Source organism: Candidatus Binataceae bacterium, assembly GCA_035294265.1.
Lineage (GTDB): Bacteria > Desulfobacterota > Binatia > Binatales > Binataceae > DATGLK01.
In genome coordinates this window covers 1-14,809 of the sequence record DATGLK010000013.1, presented here as the reverse complement: position 1 = coordinate 14,809, position 14,809 = coordinate 1, and the positions used below count along the sequence as shown (strand labels likewise).

At 62.8% G+C, this 14,809-nt stretch carries 11 protein-coding genes; 2 read left to right on the top strand and 9 right to left on the bottom strand.

The window, feature by feature from the left end:
- The 9 genes from VKV28_02535 to ruvX form a co-directional block, all read right to left on the bottom strand.
- Positions 1–1,163, bottom strand: a 1,163-nt coding sequence (locus VKV28_02535) for an MFS transporter (GenBank protein HLH75660.1), incomplete at its 3' end; no start/stop codon positions are given.
- Between the two features lie 165 nt (positions 1,164–1,328).
- Positions 1,329–2,675, bottom strand: a complete 1,347-nt coding sequence (locus VKV28_02530; protein ID HLH75659.1) for a glycosyltransferase family 39 protein — start codon at positions 2,673–2,675, stop codon at positions 1,329–1,331.
- Between the two features lie 74 nt (positions 2,676–2,749).
- A complete protein-coding gene (locus VKV28_02525) occupies positions 2,750–5,332 on the bottom strand; it encodes a VWA domain-containing protein (protein HLH75658.1) in 2,583 nt (860 codons plus the stop codon).
- Complete coding sequence (locus tag VKV28_02520) at positions 5,332–7,128, bottom strand: BatA domain-containing protein (GenBank protein ID HLH75657.1); 1,797 nt, start codon at positions 7,126–7,128, stop codon at positions 5,332–5,334. Before VKV28_02520 ends, VKV28_02525 begins: the two co-directional genes overlap by 1 nt.
- Positions 7,129–7,139: 11 nt before the next feature.
- Positions 7,140–8,039, bottom strand: a complete 900-nt coding sequence (locus tag VKV28_02515) for a DUF58 domain-containing protein (GenBank protein HLH75656.1) — start codon at positions 8,037–8,039, stop codon at positions 7,140–7,142.
- A gap of 2 nt (positions 8,040–8,041) precedes the next feature.
- Positions 8,042–9,061 carry a MoxR family ATPase gene (locus tag VKV28_02510; protein ID HLH75655.1) on the bottom strand — a complete coding sequence of 340 codons (1,020 nt, stop codon included), beginning with the start codon at positions 9,059–9,061 and terminating at the stop codon, positions 8,042–8,044.
- Between the two features lie 11 nt (positions 9,062–9,072).
- A complete protein-coding gene (locus VKV28_02505) occupies positions 9,073–10,539 on the bottom strand; it encodes a hypothetical protein (GenBank protein HLH75654.1) in 1,467 nt (488 codons plus the stop codon).
- 12 nt (positions 10,540–10,551) lie between these two features.
- Positions 10,552–11,583, bottom strand: coding sequence for an endolytic transglycosylase MltG (mltG, locus tag VKV28_02500; protein ID HLH75653.1), 1,032 nt, complete (start codon positions 11,581–11,583; stop codon positions 10,552–10,554).
- A 39-nt stretch (positions 11,584–11,622) separates the two neighbouring features.
- A complete protein-coding gene (gene ruvX / locus VKV28_02495; GenBank protein ID HLH75652.1) occupies positions 11,623–12,081 on the bottom strand; it encodes a Holliday junction resolvase RuvX in 459 nt (152 codons plus the stop codon).
- 125 nt (positions 12,082–12,206) lie between these two features.
- Between ruvX and VKV28_02490 the strand changes: the two genes are divergently transcribed.
- The gene (locus VKV28_02490) at positions 12,207–13,853 is read left to right on the top strand and encodes a M23 family metallopeptidase (protein HLH75651.1); all 1,647 of its coding nucleotides are present in this window, start codon (positions 12,207–12,209) and stop codon (positions 13,851–13,853) included.
- A 41-nt stretch (positions 13,854–13,894) separates the two neighbouring features.
- A complete protein-coding gene (locus VKV28_02485; GenBank protein HLH75650.1) occupies positions 13,895–14,686 on the top strand; it encodes a glycerophosphodiester phosphodiesterase in 792 nt (263 codons plus the stop codon).
- Positions 14,687–14,809 lie beyond the last annotated feature (123 nt).

Genomic DNA, 14,809 nt, shown 5'->3' with positions numbered 1-14,809 from the left:
AAAGTCAGCCCGCCCAGTGGCTGAATCAAGGCCGCGATCCCTATCTGGGCCAGGATGGTGAAGACCGAGGAGGTAATCATCTGCCAGCCAATGATGGTCGTGCGCAAAGCCGCAGGGAAGAGTTCGGTGGCCGCCGCATTGGCCCCCACGGTCATTGCGCTGGCGCCCATTTTGAACCAGCTATAGGCAACGATTAGCCAGATCCAGCTTGAGGTAATCGCACCACCGGTGCCCCAGTAAAATGCCACCGCACCCAGCCAAGCCGCGCCGCCCAGATAGGTAACTGTCGGTACGCGGCCAAATTTTTCCGCGCTCCAGGCTCCTAGGGGAAAGCCCAGCATGCCGATCCCGGTTCCCACCACTACCAGCGTGCTGGCTCGAGTGGGTGAAAGGCCGAAGATGGTGACAGTCTCGAAGTACAACCAACCGTTGACGGCAGTGCCCGCAATCGTGTCGAGCGCGGCACAGGCGAGCAAGGTCAAGGTGCGCCGGCGATAAAGCGGAGCAAAAATATCGTAGATGCGGCTTTGCGAAACGCTACCGGCAGCCGCTGCCCGCTGCCATTCCCCTCCCCCCGGCAGCATCCGTGCCATCGGCATCACCAGCGCCAAGCCGCAACCGCTGAGGGCGAACAACCAGCGCCAGGAGTAATTGGCGTCGGCCAGCAGCGGCATGATCACATATCCCAGCACCCCACCGACGGCGCCCGCCAGCGCTGCGGCGGCTTGTCCTCGCGCCCGCTGATCAACCGCCAACTCTTCGGCCAGCAGCGCGATTGCCGAAGAAACTGACCCGCCGAGCAGGGCCGACACCACGATCTCCATCAGGGCAAAAAGGGGCGGGTAGGTTGCTAGCGCTGCTCCGAAAGAACACAGCGAAGCTCCGACCAGCGAACTAATAATTATCAGCCGGCGCCCATAGCGGTCGGCGGCACGGGCCAGGAACAACGATCCGACCGCGGCTCCCGACATCCAGGCGAACAGTTGGGCCAGTTGCTGTTCATCAAGATGAAAGCTCTTGGCAATCCAAGGCGCGGCTATCCCCGGTACCGAGAGGGTGTAGCCCTGGTACAACAGCAAAATTACTATCGCCGTGATAACAGTGAGCGCGGAGGGCTGCCCGCGGCCGCTCTTTCCTACGCTATTTGCCGCGCCCTCGCTCAACCCCGGCTCCTCTGTCCCCTCCAACGCGCAAACTGCATAAGCTAGCCTAAAAGCTGGCAGGAAGTCAGGCAAACCTTGTCACAATAAGAAACAGGCCGAACAGTCAGGATAGGTTTATCTGCCTACGCGCGATTCACCCGCCACCCGACGCGCCCGCGCGATTACTCAGCGTCCCAGGATCGTCAAATCGGCGTGATGATAGATGGGGGTTCGGTAGCCCTTAGCGCACGCTTTCGCCGCTTGGAGCCGCGCTGGCCCCAGATCATGGTCCCACAACACGAAGATGGCGCCCTTGGCGCAGTCACCGGGGCTTTCCAGGGTCAGGAAGCGATAGTCGCTACCCAGGTAATAGGCCATGACCGCTTCAGGCGCGGGGGGCGAAAACAACACCGGACCAAGCTGGCCGCTAGCCGCGATCGCATCGGCGGCGCGTCGCCAGGAATTATCCAGTGGGGTTTGGAGAAAAGCCACGGTGTGCGCCACCGACAGCGCGACCAGCAAGCCGAGCGCGCCGGCCGCCCCCAGCCGCGACTTTATCGACTCCACACCCAACGCGGCCAGCACGAAAAACGGTACGAAGCAGGTAAGCGCATAGCGCTCCACCAGCATAGGCGTGATCAGCCAGGAGACCAACAACAGCATCACGACCGGCAGCCACATCCAAAACAGCGCAAAGCTGACCAGCGTGCGCTCGGTACGCCAGCGCGCGATCACGCCCCAGATCGCCAGTAGCGCGAGGATGGGAAAAGGAAAGGTGCCGCTGCCACGATTGAAGAAGGAAAACAGCTCGGTGAGATCGGGCCGATGAATCCACAGCAAGGCCCCCGAATCTAGCGTGCCTTCGCTTATTCGCAGATCGATCCACAGCATCGGCGCGGTCAGCAGCACTCCAGCCACAAGCGCCGCCAGCGCGCCCCACCGCCCCATCGGTTGCCGCTTTTTGTCGGTGCTGCAGCAGCACAGCAGCCACAATCCTTGAGCTGCGAAGACCCATACGGCCATCATGTTGGCGCCCAGCGCCAAGACTACCAGGGCGACGATAGCCAAGTAGCGCGGCCAGCTCGCGCGGCGTAGTGCCGCTAACAGGCAGATGCTTTGGGCCAGGACCAGAGCCAGCATCAGTTCGTACATTCGAACCTGACGCGCGTACTTGACCATCACGAGGCTGACGGCGAACAGCAGCGCGCTGCTCAGACCGACGCGCTCGGCGGCATCCAGCGGTGCTTTATCCAGCAACATCAGCTCGCGCCCCAGGTAATAGGTCAGCGCGATCGCGAACAGTCCGAACAGCAGTGCCAATCCGCGCATCGCGCCCACGCCCTCGCCCGCAATGCCGATCCAGCCGTGAAGCACGACCTCGTACAGCGGCAGCTTACCCGGATTCAACTGCGCCTGCCGGTGCAATACCTGAAGCAGGGTCGGTGCGTTGGCGGCGAGCCACGACGCGGCTTCATCGGGGCTAAGTTCGGCAGCGCCCAGCCCTGGCAGGCGCAGGACGGCCCCCACGGCCATAATCAGCCCGAGCGCGTAGATATTTAAAGGGTGAGTGAATCGATTCGGGGTTGCGTCCATCGAAAACCGCCGTTTTACGCAGTCAGGCGGCGCACCAGTGCCTCAAGCATCAGCAGGATCATCACGGTGAGCAGCAAGGGGCGCGAGAAGCCTTCGCTGCTCTCGAAGCGCGGGCGCGCCAATTTGATTTCCGCAACCGAGGGGTTGAGCCGCCCGCCCGTGGCCGAAGCCAGATGCTCAAGCAATCCGTAATTGGGACTCACACGCGGAACTTCGATAAAATTCGCCGAGCTAACGGTATAGGCCAAGGGGGGAAAGGGTTGGTCCTTGCCAGCCAGGCCCGAGCGCAAGGTGATGTAGTAGGTTCCAGGCTCAGGTGCGGCAAAGCTGACTTGCTGCTCGCCGGGCGCGGCCGGGGTGAGCAGGACCTCCTCGTGGCTGCCATCGGGTCGCACCACCCGCGCCCGCACCACCGCCAGTTCGCGCTGCGGATTGGCACTGTAATCGGTGATATGGAGCTGCACCCGGCCATCGCGAAAGCCCATCGCCACGTCGAATTTGGGTGTGGCTACCACCGGCGGAGTCATCCACTTGAGAAAGCGGTCCCACAGCGGACCAAATGCATTTTGTTTGATCCAACCCGTGGCCCAGCGCCCACCGGCATCGGTGGTGACGGCCAGCGTCTTGCCGGCGCCGTAAGTGGTGCTGGCGATCAGGGGCTCACGCTGACCCGCGCGCGTGGTCCAGGCATCCAGTCGCGCTCCGGGCCGCAACTGGGTGCTAACAAAGCCGTCAATTGGTGGCAAGCGACGACCGGCCAAATTCTTGAGCACAGGATCGGGATTGGCGGTCTGCGGAACGAAGCGCTTTTCGACCAACGTCAACTCGCCGGTGTGCTGGCGGGTATCCTGCAAGGTGATATCGGGCAGCGCCTTGGGGCTATCGGTCTGATAGGCGGCGCCCCCACCGTAGCGACTGATGGCATCGAGCAAGGTCTGGTTGGCCTCGCGCCCAATGGCCACGGTGGAGACGGTGACGCCGCCCTGATGATGCATCGACGCCACCAGGTCGTAGTACATGGCCGCTGTGCCGCCGGTCTCGCCGTCGGTCAGAATCACGATATGTTTGATGGCCGCCCCGCTGGCCGCCAAGTCACGATCGGCCTGTTGCAGCGCAGGCATCAAATAGGTGGTCCCGCGCGCCTTGAGCCGATCCACCATCTGGGAGAAGTAGGGCCTGGCTTCCTTGACTGGCACCAGTGGCACCACGACGAAGGGCTGCGAATCGAAGCCGATTACTTCGATCAGATCGTCGGGGCGCAGGCTGCTCAAGGCGGTCTCGGCCGCCATTTTGGCATAGGTCAGCTTGTTTTCGCGCCCCATTGACCCCGATTTGTCGACAATCAACACCAGTGCGCGCCGGCGTTCCTGATGCTGCGGCGGCTTCATGATCACCGGCATGATGTGGGCCAGCGCGCTGCCCTGCCATCCGCCCAGGCCGAAACTACGGTCACCACCTACCATCGCCAGCGCGCCACCGGCAGAAACGTAGTGGATCAAGGCCTCCTGAGTGGCGGCGGGAAGTTGCTCGCGCGCGATATTGTTCAGGATGACGGCGTCGAAGCCACTGAGCGAGCGGTCAAAAGTGGTTTGCCGGGCGCTGGCTACCTGCGGCTCCAACCCCAATCTGCGCGCCACTGCTTCCACATAGGCCGACTCGCGCTGATTTTGCGTAAAAATAAGGATCTTGCGTTTGGCTCCGATCCCGACCCACGCTTGGCGCGAGTTGTCCTCAGGATAGAGATCGTCACTCGCTTTGAGCGGAGTGAACCGCGCTTCATATGAGGTCAGTCCCACCCCGGCATCGCGCACCGGGAAATCTATCCTGGTCGAGCCTGCGGCCAGAGTCACTCGGCGCTGTTCTACTAGCTGACCGTTTTGCAGCAGGCTCAGCGTGCCCGCCACCGCATGATCGTTCATGTTGCTGAGCGAAACCCCGACCTGGAAGGCCTCGCTGCTGGCTAGGGCGTGGGGCAAGGTCAGGCCACTAACCGCCACGTTAGGCAGCACCCCGGCTCCGGGCGGAGTCAGGATATCAAGCGCACTATGAGCGGCCAGCAATGCGTTGATCGTCGACGAAGCATCGCCGAGGTTTTCCCAGCCATCGGTGATCAGGACCAGCGCACCACCGCTGTCCAGCGCCATCAACTTTCGGATTGCCCCCTCCAGGTCGGTATGCTGGGGCGCACAGGCCTCGCAACCAGGACCGGCTAGTTGGCGGCGCACATCGCCTATGCTTTCCATCACCTGGGTGCGCCCGAAGGCGATTGCCGGATCGGAGTCACGCAGTTTGAGCTGATCCCGCAACAGAGCCCCGATATACTCGCGCATCGAGGGTGTGATGCTGGTGGACAGATCGACCGCCACCGGAGGAGTGGCGCCCTCCGAGCTGCTCAGGCGCTGGGGCTGGGCTAACACCATCACCACCAAGGCAAGCATCAGGGCGCGTAGCAGTGGCGCCAGCACCTCACGCGGCCGGCGCACTTGGAGCAGCCACCACAGCAGCAACACTCCGACCAGCCCCAGCAGATCCAGCGCGCGCGGATGAGCAAGCCGGATGGAAGCTAAGGCGTGAGCAATGGGTGGCGGCAGCTTCATCAGACGGTCCGAGCCATCGCCGGGCGGCGGTAAATCAGCAGCGCCTCGCCGGCGGCTAACAGCAGGATGGCCGCGAGCAGATAGGCTGTTAAGGAGCGGCGCTGGGCGAACGTGGAGGGTGGCGCGGGCGGTGCCGGAGCCAGCTCCAGTTTCAGCGGCTGACGATCTTCCAAATCCGAAACCGTGAGATCATCCAGGTTGACCGCGCGAAGACGCTGCTGTCCGCCAGGCCCGCTCATCTTGTAGAAGCCTTGGGAGTTGTCGCCACTGAAAAGCTGGCCTGGTTTAACCTGGTAGCGCACCCCACGCGGCGTCACGATTTGGGTGATGCCCGAGGGTACAACCCACGGCCGCCCGGTGCGATAGCCCACTTCGCTTGAGCCGAAGCCAGACAGATAGGCCAGCACATTGAGAGTCAGGATCGACATTGGCAGGTTGCGGCTACCCAGGTATGGAAACGGATTGAAACCCATCACGACATAGCGATGACCCTGATGGCTGCCGTCGAGGATCAAAGCGCCAGCGTTGCTTTCCACCACCGTATCCAGCCAACTGCCGGTTTTGAAGGATTGCGCCTGCCGCATTTGCAGCAATCGGAAATTGACGTTGTCAGTCAGCGGATCGGGGGAGCGCCAGGACGTCACCTGGGTCGTCGCGGCACGAGCCAACTGCAAACCGAAAATCGGATCGTCCGCCGGCGGCATCACCAGCAAAGCATTGGCCCCAGGCAGTTCCTTGGGCACGGCGTACTCAAAGACGATCAGATCGGCGCCGACGCGGTCGGGTGAATATTGTTCGGGAGTCATGGTGGTGACTTCCAGTCCCGGTAACTCGGACAGCCCCTGCGCATCGTGGGGCGTAGGCGAAACAAAAAGCAGGCGGACGACATCACCGGTTGCAGCCGAGGCGTAGGCCACGTTATCGAGAGAGAAGGCATCGGTGGGCAAAAGCTGGGCGCGGTAGGCGATCGCGCGCGACACGGAGGGAAATTCCAGGGTACTTACTTCGCGCGCGGCAAGTTGCGGCTGCGCGTGGGCGAGCGGCTTATCGTCGCCGTACAAATCGACCCTCACCGTGCGGGCCTGGGAACTGAAATTGGCCAAGCTCAAGCGAGCCTTGAGCGCGCTTGCCCCGAAGCTCTGGGCGGTGACGGTAAAGGAACCCAACGCATAGTTGGGCAGCGCGGTACCCACGGTAATCAAGTGGAAAATCGCGGGCACGGGAGGTAGGAATGGGTGGGTGCTGGCGACCAATATGCTGGAGAAGCGATGGCTGGTGGCAAGATCGGCCAGCAGCCGCGCGGTCGCCGCCCCGTCATCGGGAGCATCCAGTGGGTGGGCGGCGCTAATCAAGCCGCGGGCCTGAACGCTATCCAAGCCGCTAGCCAAGAGATGGGGTGCAGGCGCGGTCAGGTAAAGCGCTACCTCGAGATCGGCTTGCTCGGGCAGCTCGCGCAACAGGCGCTGACGAGCCTGGGCAAAGCGCACGCCGTCAGGCTCGCGCACCTGCATGGCGGCCGAATTATCCAGTACCACGGCGATGGGTGTGCGCGGGCGAATCTGGTATGGTCCGGCCATCGCCAATACCACCAGGCTCAGGATCAGCAGTTCCACCACAAAGCGCCAATCCAGCCGCGGCCAACCCCACGGGCGTTGAGCGCGCAGCGTACGCAGCGCGTAGAAGCTGATTACGCTGGAGACGATCACTCGCCGCGGCCGCTCGCGCACCAGGTAGGCTACGACCAACAGCGGGACCAGGGCGAAGGCAGTCAGCGCGCCCGGATAAAGAAATCCCATGGGCGGGTCAGTTACTGCACCAAACCAAGTTCGGTGACCGCGTGCAGAAAGAAATCCTGGAAGCCATGAGCCGTGCTGTAAAGGGCGTAGCGCAAGCCGGCGCGCAAGCAGCAAACGCGCACCTCGCGGGCCAGCCGGGTCAGGGTAGTACGATGCTGCTCGCGGGCCCGCTTGCTCATGGCTACTCGCACTCGTTCGCCGCTCTCCGCGTCCACCACCTCCACATCTCCCTCCAGGCCTGCACCTTCCAGCTCGGCCTCACCCAAAATCTGCACCGCGCTGGCATCCATATTGGCGGCCAGCAGCAGACCGAAGCCTTGGCGCAGCGAATCCAGTCGCATCTGAAAATCGGAGACCAGAAAAAGCTTGCCCGCCCGTCTGATCGCCGCCAGCTCACGCGCCATCGCGGGCGCCAAGTCGAGCGCGCCGGCGGGCCGCACCGCCAGCAGTTGACGGCTCAGTTCGCTTACCCGATGGCGCCCCATCACAAAACCGCCAGCGGGAAGAGAGCCACTACCCGCCATCACCCGCACCATCACCCGGTTGCCCGAGGCCAGGGCCACATAGGCCAGCGCGAGCGCAGTGGCGATGGCGGCCTGGAACTTATGGTCGACGGCCGGATAAGCCATCGACGCACTCGCATCCACAAAGATGTAGGTAAGCAGGTCCTCTTCTTCCTTGAACAATTTGATGTAGAGTTTGTCGCTGCGCCCGTAAAGACTCCAGTCGATGTAGCGCATGTCGTCGCCCAGCGCGTAGTGGCGATAGTCGTTGAACTCCAGCGAGGAACCGCGTCGCGGCGACAGATGGGCGCCATGCCCCAAGCCGGCAAACTCGCGCCGGGTCTTAATCCGCAACTGCTCCAGTCGCGCGATGAACTCAGCACTGAACTGGTCGGGCAGCCCCAGCATCTTCAGCCCTTGGGCTTGCGCAGCCGCTTAAGCGCGGTTTCCAGCAGAGTTTCGGAGGAGACATTTTCGGCCTCCGCCTGGAAGTTGCGCAGCAAGCGATGGCGCAAGGCCGGAATAATCGCGTCGTCCACATCCTCGTAACTAACGTTGACTCGCCCCTCTAGCAGCGCATTGACTTTGGAGCATAGCAACAGCGCCTGAGCCCCGCGCGGACTGGGACCAAAGCGCAAATACTGAGAGATTTCCGGGGCCGCGCCCGGGCTGCCAGGGGTACACGAGGAAATGATCCCAATCACGTAGCGTTCCACCGGCTCGCTCACCATGACCTCGCGCACCAGCAGCTTAAGCTGCTCTATCTGAACCGGCGCCCGGGCCGGGTCTAGAATGGGTTGCAGCTGATACTGCTGTGCGCCGGTGGTGCGATTGAGGATCTCGCGCAGCTCCTCGGGTTTGGGTGCTCCCATCACAACCTTGAACAGGAAGCGGTCCATTTGCGCCTCAGGCAGCGGATAGGTTCCTTCCAACTCGATCGGGTTCTGCGTGGCGAGCACAAAAAACGGCGGCTCGAGCGGATAGGTAACCCCAAACGCGGTCACCTGATGTTCTTCCATCGCCTCCAGGATGGCGGATTGGGTCTTGGGCGTGGCACGATTGATCTCGTCGCCCAGCACCATGTGGGCGAACACCGGCCCGGGCTTGAACTCGAACTGCCGGTGGCCGTCGGTGTCGCTCAAGAGCTGGGTGCCGGTGATATCCGAGGGCATCAAATCGGGGGTGAACTGGATGCGCTTGAAGCTCAGCCCCAAAACCTCGCTGGCGGTCTTGACCAGCAGGGTCTTGCCCAAACCCGGCACCCCCTCGATCAAAACATGGCCGCCGCAAAACAAGGCAGTGAGCACCTTGCGCAAAACCGTCTGATGGCCGACGATAACGCGCCCCACCTCGTCCTCGACCCGCTTGAAAATCTGACGAAATTCGCTGACCCGATCTTCGGGTCTTGCTTGCGGCGCAGCTCCCATCATCTCTCCTTAGCTTAACGCAATAGCTCGCGGTAGCGCGGTGGTATCAGTTGCGACTCCTGCGGCTCGGCTTTAACTTTGACCTCATCCAGGGGCAGGTTCGCGAAGGGCAAGGTGGCGGCGGGCCGTTCCTGGTCGGGCACCACCTGGCCCGCGCCCACCGCGGGACTGGCCGGAGGAATGCGAAAGAGCACGTAGCGGGCGTTTTTGATCCCAATCCCGGGCCCTTCGCCGGGCTTGTAGAAGCGCTCATATCGTACCGGCTGGGGGAATTGCCCCAAATGAGTGTCGCCTTTAGCGGTGCCCGATTCATTGCGCCGGGGAGTGCCCAGGTTGGAGGCGTTGGCAATCGCGTTGGGCTGCACGATAGTGCCCTGCGGCTTACGATTAGGTTGCGGCGGGTGACCGGTGGCCGCAAACATCTTGGGCTGGGGCTGCGAGCCGGAGGGTTGGCTCCCGCTACTCTGATCTTTCCCCGAGGGCATGCGCGGAGCTTGGCTAAGCGCCGCTTCGGCCATGGTCAAGTCGTGCTGAGCTGCCGCCAGCGCATCGCCGGGCGTTGGTGCTTTTCCCTGATGCCCCGCGCCGGAGCTATTACCCTGCGTCCCGTTGCCCGCGCTCTCGGAGCCCGCGCCCTGGCCCTGCGCCCCCTTGCCCGGATTGTTACCCGCTTGGCGGCTGGCCGTGCCACCCGAGGTGCCGTTGCCACCCGAGCGTCCGCTGCGACCGGGTGCAGGAGGTGGCGGTTGCTCGGCCTGCTCAAGCTCACGTCTGGCGGCGGCTATCTGTTTCAACTTGACCTGGGCAGGCAAGCGCGGATTGTCCAGCGCGGCGGCAGCCGCGTTGAGGGATGCGGCCAAGCGGCGGCCTTGGGCGTCGTGGGCCTGACCTTCCATCTCGCGGGCCAGCTTACGCAACTGATGGGCCTGGTCAACCAACGGATTGTTGGTAAGCCCAACTACCAAAATTAAAACCAACACCAGCCCAAGGAAACTGAATAGGCCGGCGGCCAAAACTTGCCGAATCATGCGACCCCACGGAAACGGCAGGGCCCTTACCGGATCGAGTCCTGCCACCGCCTGGGCGCCGTGGCGCCACAACAGCGGAAATAGCGCGCTGCGCTGGCTGGTCGGGACGCTGACCAAAGTAATCAAGGTTTGATGACTGCCCAAATGGCGATCAAGCAGCTCGGCCGCGGCCAGTCGTTGGCTATTGGCAACCGCCGCTCGCCAGCCCACCAGCGCAGCCGTCAGCAGTGCCGCCGCGGCTGCCGCCCAAAGCCCCACCTGCAGGTGCGCCTGAATCCGGCGAGCTAACGCCCAGCCCCAGCGCTCCCAGGTATGGGCCCCAAGCATACTCAACCCCAGCGCCACTGCGATTGTCAGCAGGGCTGGCGGCAGCCATCGTGCCGCGGCGCACGCCGCGGCCAAGCGGGCGCGGCGCCGGCACACCTGGTCGATTACCTGCAGCGGATCGGCCATCGCCCCCTCTGCTCAATGCCGGCCCAACTCGGTAGGAGGCGCGGCGGTTTTGTGTGACATTCGCAGACTTTCAATGGCGCGGTCATGCTCCTTTAGCGAACGCGAAAAGATGTGCGTCCCGTCTTGACGCGCCACGAAGTATAAATAGTTGGTCGGGGTGGGATAAAGAGCCGCCTGGATCGCCGCCTGGCCGGGATTGGCGATCGGGCCGGGCGGCAGGCCGGCAAACGCATAGGTGTTGAAAGCCGACGGCGTGTGAACCGCCTGGGCCACCGGAAGCTGAGCGCCGTCGAAGCTGTATTGCGCGGTGGGGTCGGACTGCAAGGGCATATTTAAGTGCAAACGATTGTAAAACACCCCGGCGATCAGGGGTCGTTCGGCCGGTACTTTGGCTTCCTTTTCCACCATCGAGGCCAAGGTTATCAATTGATCGACAGTCAAGCCCAGCTCGAAAATTCGTTTTGTCACCGCTGGGGTCAGGAGCGCCGTAAAGCGTCTGAGCATCTCCACCAGGACTTGGCGCGGAGTGACTTGAGGCGCAAACCGATAAGTTGCGGGGAAAAGATAGCCTTCGGCCCCCAGCGGTGCCAAGCCCACTGCGTCGATCAGTGGCGAGCGGCGCGCGGCTTGTTCGAATTGCTCGGCGCACAGCAGTCGCGCCGCTTCCAGCCTTTGCGCGATCTGGTGCACGGTGAGACCCTCGGGAATAGTCACGGTCACGAACAGGGCGTCGCCGCGCACCAGGTGACCCAAGACTTCGCTTGGACTTTCGCCGCCGACGAATTGATATAGCCCAGGCTTGAGTTGGCCTGCCACTCCCAGCATGCGGGCCAGCACCTCCAGCGCCAAGGCGCTGGGCACAACCCCTTGCTGGCGCAGCCGCGGCGCAATCGTTCGGAGCCCCTGGCCGGGTTGCACCAGAACGGTTCGGGCTGGGCTCAGGGGAGGTCCGGGTTGCCACCACAGGTGATAAACTGCCACCCCCAACAGCCCGACCGCCAGCGCGGCCACCGCCACGCTTACCGTTTTGCCGCGCAACGCCATCCGCTCTCAGTGGGGCCAAGCCACCCTCGGCCGCTTTGCTTAGCGATTACCCTCGGCGCGCCGCGCAGGCGCAGGCCTGGGTTCACTCGCAGCCTGAGCCTGCAACCAACCCTCCAGGATCAGCGCGGCTGCCATCGGATCGACTGGGGTGCGCCGCGCCACCCCCTCCCCCGCCAGTTCTGCCACACGGGCCTTCGCCTCGAAGCTGGTCAGCCGTTCGTCAAACAACTCCACCACCAGCTTAAATTGGTTAGCCAGCTCCCTAGCAAGGCGGCGCGCGGCCTGAGCGGCCGCTCCTTCGGAGCCATCTGGATTGAGCGGCAAGCCGAGCACGATTCGCTCGGGTCGCCATTGCTCCACCAAGCCTGTAAGCCGCGCCCAGTCCTCGCGGATCGAGCGCCGCTGGATGATAGCGAGTGGTTGCACGCCAAAGCGCAAGCTTGTCGCCACCGCCACCCCGATTCGGCGACGGCCCCAGTCCAAGCCGATTATACTCATTGACAACCGACCTTAGCAGGCAGTGGCAGTTATCAACAACCATACGATAAACAGTCCGCCAGTGTCCAAAAATGGGCCAGATTCGCTTGCTTTTCTGGCTTCTATCAAATAAGTATGCGCCAACTATGAAAGGTCTTGGGTCAAAATCGCGCAATTCGCTCTGGCAGGCCGCCAGCGTGGCCGCCGCCGGATTGCTGTTGACCCTGCTGACAGTGGCGTTGGTCAGGAGCCCTTGGCGTGGCAAGCCCCAACACTTGCGGCTTGCGGCGCGTGGCACGGCCCATCAAGCTGGCACCGCACCCCAGCTTGGGGCTGCGACCCCGGCGTTGTTGGCACTGCGAAACGATTTGGGAAACGGCACTGGTGCCGCCGCCCTTTGCCGCCTGCCGGCTAAGGCGAAGCAATCGCCAAGCCTTGGAACTATCGCCCCCGCCGTCTACGAAAACATCGCCGAACCGCCGGCACAAGCGGCACCACCGCCTACTACCGAACATTTCCAGCTGCGCCGGGCAATTACGATTTTGGCCCTCCTGCGAGAGGTGGGACTCAACAGCACCCAATGGAGCACCTGGGAGAAAGCTTTTCGCGCCACTGCTCACAGCGTGGTCTTACGCCCCGGCCATTTGGTCGAGCTGGACAAGGAGCCGGGCGGCCAATTGCGCGGTCTGCGCTACGATTTGGATGACTCCAGCAGCGTGGTGGAGCGCTCGCTGGGCGGCGGCGTGGTGGTGGCGGCGCGCAAACCGCTCACCTACCTGCCGCACACAGTGACTTGCAGTTTAGCCCTACAGCCCAACCTGACCGGAGCGCGCAACCGTTTGCCGTCCACTATCATAGATCGGCTGGCAAACATCTTCGGCGCCCGTCTACACGCCGGAGCCTTCCTGAAGCTGGTTTACAGCGAATTTGTCACTGCGGATGGCACTCATACCAAAGACGCGGATCTGAAGGCGGCCGACATCAAAACTGGGCATCAGGAGCTGCAAGCTTTCAGCTTTCGCGACCAGCACGGCAATGAGCACTTGTATGACGCCAAGGGGCGTCAGCTTGGACCGCAGTTTTTGCGCTATCCAGTCAAGTTCAAGTACATCTCCTCCACCTTTTCCGCCGCCCGCTATCATCCTATTCTCCACGTCTATCGCCCTCACGTCGGTGTTGACCTGGCGGCTGGTTATGGCACGCCGGTCAAGGCCGCCGGGGACGGGGTGGTCGAGTTCGCCGGCTGGGCTGGCGAATTGGGGCGCTGCGTGCGCATCAAGCACAACAACGGCTTGACCAGCGTGTACGGCCATCTATCGGGAATCAGCTCAGCCGCCCGCCCGGGTGCGGCAGTTCGGATCGGTCAAGTGATCGGCTGGGTAGGAGCCAGCGGCTTGGCTACTGGCCCGCATCTGCACTATGCCTTGTATGAAGAGGGGCACTTTCTGAACCCGCTGACCGTCAAGCTGGACCAGGCGGCCTCGATTCCAAGCAACCGGATGGCGCTTTTCAATGAATTCAAGAATCGTTGGGATGGCGAGTTGGCCAAGCTGCCCAACGCCAATATGCCGCCTGCTACGCTCGCCGCCGAGCAGCTTCCTGGCCGCGTTGCGGATCGGGTTACGCACCCCGATTTACCGCTTACAATTGCCAAACCCGTGGACCCGGGGATGTTAACCGCCAGCGCCACTACGCCGGTTCACCTGCGTCACCATCGTTATCGCTATCGTCATCACGTGCGCCACCGTCGTGCCTCCGCGGCCGCCCTCGACAACGATAGCGCTTCGATGTAGGTCAACGGGAAGCCCCTGCTTTAATAGGTTGGAAAAAGCTGGTGGCGCAGCCACTCGACAGCGCCTTTTTCGATCCAAACCCGCCACGCGTGATTGCCCACCGCGGTGGTGCCGGCCTTCGGCCCGAGAATACCTTGGCCGCATTCGCCGCCGCGCATAGTCTGGGCGCACGTTATTTCGAGCTGGACGTGCATGCCACCCGCGATGGGATTCTGGCGGTTTGCCATGACCCCGATCTCGGCCGCACCACCGATCGTCATGGCGCGATCAGCGCTCTGACATACGCCGAACTGGCCGCTCTCGATGGCGGCTATCACTTCGCTCCCGACCGGGGATTTCCTTATCGCGGCCAGGGAATACGCGTGCCGCGCCTGGAAGAGGTCTTGGCAGCATTTATGGATAGCTACTTCGTCATCGAGATCAAGCCGCCCCAGGCAAGCCCGCTTCCAGCGATTCTTGACCGCGTGCTGGAAGCCACCAGCATGCGGCGGCGCGTGCTAATCGCCTCGGAACATCAGGCTCCGCTTTCGGAGATGCGCCGCCTGGCCCCCGAGATCCCAACTGGCTTTTCGGCCAGCGAAGTCGCCCAGTTCTGGCAGGCTTTCATCAACCACCAGCGCCCGATAACGCCAGCACAGGCGCTTCAGCTTCCGCCACAACATGGCGGCATTGATTTGGTCACGGCCGATTCCGTTGCCATGGCGCATCAGCTCGGAATCGAGATTCATGTCTGGACCGTCAACGATCGCACCGAGATGCGCCGGCTACTCGACTTGGGCGTGGACGGCATCATTACCGACTATCCGGACCGTGCGTTAGCTGAAATCGCCTGACTTTCCAGTGCCAGGGCCTGGAACGGCCGTCTACCTGGACACCACAGGCCTAGAAAACGAACCGCGCAGGTACGCGTGCACGGCAATGACGAGTGGATCTGGCCATCCCGCTAAATAAGGAAG

What these genes read in the sequence shown, in the direction of transcription:
- VKV28_02530 (HLH75659.1), bottom strand. Translation starts at nt 2,675, where the DNA reads ATGGCCGTGGGGGCCGTCCTGCGCCTGCCAGGGCTGGGCGCTGCCGAA.
- VKV28_02525 (HLH75658.1), bottom strand. Translation starts at nt 5,332, where the DNA reads ATGAAGCTGCCGCCACCCATTGCTCACGCCTTAGCTTCCATCCGGCTT.
- VKV28_02520 (HLH75657.1), bottom strand. Translation starts at nt 7,128, where the DNA reads ATGGGATTTCTTTATCCGGGCGCGCTGACTGCCTTCGCCCTGGTCCCG.
- VKV28_02515 (HLH75656.1), bottom strand. Translation starts at nt 8,039, where the DNA reads ATGCTGGGGCTGCCCGACCAGTTCAGTGCTGAGTTCATCGCGCGACTG.
- VKV28_02510 (HLH75655.1), bottom strand. Translation starts at nt 9,061, where the DNA reads ATGATGGGAGCTGCGCCGCAAGCAAGACCCGAAGATCGGGTCAGCGAA.
- VKV28_02505 (HLH75654.1), bottom strand. Translation starts at nt 10,539, where the DNA reads ATGGCCGATCCGCTGCAGGTAATCGACCAGGTGTGCCGGCGCCGCGCC.
- mltG (HLH75653.1), bottom strand. Translation starts at nt 11,583, where the DNA reads ATGGCGTTGCGCGGCAAAACGGTAAGCGTGGCGGTGGCCGCGCTGGCG.
- ruvX (HLH75652.1), bottom strand. Translation starts at nt 12,081, where the DNA reads ATGAGTATAATCGGCTTGGACTGGGGCCGTCGCCGAATCGGGGTGGCG.
- VKV28_02490 (HLH75651.1), top strand. Translation starts at nt 12,207, where the DNA reads ATGAAAGGTCTTGGGTCAAAATCGCGCAATTCGCTCTGGCAGGCCGCC.